This is a genomic window from Pseudooceanicola lipolyticus, assembly GCF_002786325.1.
Lineage (GTDB): Bacteria > Pseudomonadota > Alphaproteobacteria > Rhodobacterales > Rhodobacteraceae > Pseudooceanicola_C > Pseudooceanicola_C lipolyticus.
The window spans coordinates 1-2982 of sequence record NZ_PGTB01000275.1 but is presented as its reverse complement, the minus strand read 5'-3'; the positions used below and the strand labels follow the sequence as shown (position 1 = coordinate 2982).

Genomic DNA, 2982 nt, shown 5'->3' with positions numbered 1-2982 from the left:
GGCGCCCAGCACGGTCAGCGAACACCTGGCGCGGCTGGTCACCAGCGGCCTGCTGACGGTGCGCGCCGACGGGCGCAAACGCTATTACCGCCTGGCCGATGCCGAGGTCGGGGCGCTGTTGGCCGCGATCCGGGCGCTGGCCGACCGGCTGGACCGGCGCTGATCGCCGCCTGCCGGCACGATTTGCCCAGCCGATGAAGCAAAACAAGCGGTTTCGGCCCCGCCGCGGCGTCAGCCCTTGATTCGCACCCGAAATTGCGCGACCCCTCGCGGATGCGCGGAATTCCGGCCGGAAACCGCCAAAAACCGTCGGATTCCCCTTCGGAAATGCGGCTTTTCAGCCACTCTGCCCCTACAATTTATTGTGTTGCACCCCCACATACCGTTAAATAAGCGCGTTGAGGCCCAATAGCTCGGGCGGATGAAGGAGAACAATATGGCCAAACCAATGACCAAGACCCAGCTTGTGGCGGCCCTGGCCGAGGAGATGGGCGCGGACAAGAAAGCGGCAAGCGGTGCGTTGGACGCGCTGAGCGCGATCATCACCAAGGAAGTGGCAGGCGGCGGTGCCGTGACGCTCCCGGGTGTCGGCAAGATCTATTGCCGTGAACGCCCCGAGCGGATGGTGCGCAACCCCGCCACCGGCGAACAGTTCAAGAAGGATGCTGACAAGGTGGTCAAGATGACCATCGCCAAGGCGCTGAAGGACAGCGTCAACGGCTGACTTGCATCCCTCCCGCATTTGGGAAAGGGTCGCCTCTGACGAGGCGGCCCCTTTTTTTTGCCGCTGCGGGGAGGACCGATGTCACAGACCGACCAGCCGCTGCGTGCCGGGCGCGACCTGGACACCGGCGCCCTCGCCATGGGCCTGGCCTTTGCCTTCATGTGGTCCTCGGCCTTCACCTCGGCGCGGATCATCCTGGTCGATGCCTCGCCGCTATACTCGCTGGCGGCGCGCTTTCTGCTGTCGGGCCTGATCGGCGTCGCCATCGCCCGCGCGATGGGGCAAAGCTGGCGGCTGACGCCCAGGCAATGGTACGCCACCATCCTGTTCGGCATCTGCCAGAACGCGCTGTATCTCGGGCTGAACTTCATCGGCATGCAGACGGTCGAGGCCAGCCTGGCCGCGATCATCGCCTCGACCATGCCGCTGCTGGTGGCGCTGGCCAGCTGGCTACTGCTGGGCGAACGGCTCAGGCCGCTGGGCATTGCCGGGCTGATGGCCGGGATCGCCGGCGTCGCGCTGATCATGGGCACCCGGATCAGCGCCGGCGTCGACCTGCAGGGGGTGATCTTCTGCGGCATCGGCGTGCTGGCGCTGACCTTCGCCACCCTGGCGGTGCGCGGCGCCACTTCGGGCGGCAATTTCATGATGATCGTCGGGTTGCAGATGCTGATCGGCGCCGCCGCCCTGTTCGCCGCCGCCTTCGCCTTTGAAACCTTCCGGCTGACGCCGACTTGGCCGCTCGCGCTCGCCTTTGTCTACACCACGCTGGTGCCCGGCCTCACCGCCACCTTTGTCTGGTTCCTGCTGTTGAACCGCATCGGCGCCACCCGCGCCGCCACCTTCCACTTTCTCAACCCGGTGTTCGGCGTCGCGGTGGCGGCGGTGGTGCTGGGCGAAACCCTGGGCCCGCTGGACGTGACCGGGGTGCTGATCGTCACCGCCGGTATCCTGGCGGTGCAGATGGCCCGCCAACCGGCACCGCGCTGACCGATGCCTGCGGGCGCAAGCGTGCCGATCGATGAGGGGATCGCAGGCCGCCCCGGGGGCACCGGTCTGCGGAAGGCTTTGGGCTACCGGAAGGATGCGCCGGGCGCGGGTTCAAGGCCGAAGGCCGCCGCGCCATCGCCGGGCCGCCCGGCGCCAACACGTCCGCGCGAGCCGGGCGAAACAATGTTTTGCTTTCGCCCCTCCCCGCCCATCTACTAGAACAGAGAAAACCGCGCAGAGGACCCCATGACCAAGTATTTCAAGGACCCCGACCGCATCGCCGCGCTGTCCCAGGAAGAATTCCACGTGACCCAAAACAGCGGCACCGAACGCCCCGGCACCGGTGCGTTGCTCTACAACAAGGAACCGGGCATCTATGTCGACATCGTCTCGGGCGAACCGCTCTTCGCCTCGGCCGACAAGTATGAATCCGGCTGCGGCTGGCCCAGCTTTACCAAGCCGATCGAACCGGCCAATGTCGCCGAACTGACCGACCGGTCGCTGGGCATGGTCCGTACCGAGGTGCGCTCGACCCATGGCGACAGCCATCTCGGCCATGTCTTCCCCGACGGCCCGCGCGACCGCGGCGGCCTGCGCTATTGCATCAACTCGGCCTCGCTGCGCTTCGTGCATCGCGACGACATGGAAGCCGAAGGCTACGGCGAGTATCTCAACCAGGTGGAGGAAGTATCATGAGCGAAGACCGCGCCATCCTCGCAGGCGGCTGTTTCTGGGGCATGCAGGAACTGATCCGCCACAAGCCCGGCGTGATCAGCACCCGGGTCGGCTATACCGGCGGCGACGTGCCCAACGCCACCTATCGCAACCACGGCACCCATGCCGAGGGGATCGAGATCATCTATGACCCGTCGGTGATCAGCTATCGCGAGATCCTGGAGTTTTTCTTCCAGATCCACGACCCCACCACGCTGAACCGCCAGGGCAACGATATCGGCCTGTCCTACCGCTCGGCGATCTATTACCTCAACGACGACCAGAAGGCCGTCGCCGAGGACACCATCGCCGATGTCGAGGCCTCGGGCCTCTGGCCCGGCCGCGTGGTCACCGAGGTCGAGCCCGCCGGCGATTTCTGGGAGGCCGAGCCGGAACACCAGGACTATCTCCAGCGCCTGCCGCATGGCTATACCTGCCACTTCCCGCGCCCCGACTGGGTGCTGCCGAAACGCGCCGCGGCCGAATAGGCCGGGCCAGCGCAGCGGATTTCAGGGACGGCCCCCGGCGTCCGGCGCCGGCGGCGTCACGCCGGC

General features: G+C 66.6%; 4 protein-coding genes. All 4 read left to right on the top strand.

Annotated elements, in window-relative coordinates; all coding sequences use genetic code 11:
- The first annotated feature begins 436 nt into the window (after positions 1-436).
- Positions 437-724, top strand: a complete 288-nt coding sequence (locus CVM52_RS24860; protein ID WP_100164964.1) for an HU family DNA-binding protein — start codon at positions 437-439, stop codon at positions 722-724.
- Between the two features lie 117 nt (positions 725-841).
- Positions 842-1714 (top strand): DMT family transporter, encoded by an 873-nt coding sequence (locus CVM52_RS24855; RefSeq protein ID WP_100164963.1) that lies wholly within the window; start codon positions 842-844, stop codon positions 1712-1714.
- A gap of 246 nt (positions 1715-1960) precedes the next feature.
- Entirely contained in the window at positions 1961-2410 is a 450-nt protein-coding gene (gene msrB, locus CVM52_RS24850) for a peptide-methionine (R)-S-oxide reductase MsrB (RefSeq protein ID WP_100164962.1), read from the top strand.
- A complete protein-coding gene (gene msrA / locus CVM52_RS24845) occupies positions 2407-2916 on the top strand; it encodes a peptide-methionine (S)-S-oxide reductase MsrA (protein WP_100164961.1) in 510 nt (169 codons plus the stop codon). Before msrB ends, msrA begins: the two co-directional genes overlap by 4 nt.
- Positions 2917-2982: the final 66 nt, after the last annotated feature.

Coding starts and splice junctions, on each gene's coding strand:
- CVM52_RS24860 (WP_100164964.1), top strand. CDS start 437: ATGGCCAAACCAATGACCAAGACCCAGCTTGTGGCGGCCCTGGCCGAG.
- msrA (WP_100164961.1), top strand. CDS start 2,407: ATGAGCGAAGACCGCGCCATCCTCGCAGGCGGCTGTTTCTGGGGCATG.
- msrB (WP_100164962.1), top strand. CDS start 1,961: ATGACCAAGTATTTCAAGGACCCCGACCGCATCGCCGCGCTGTCCCAG.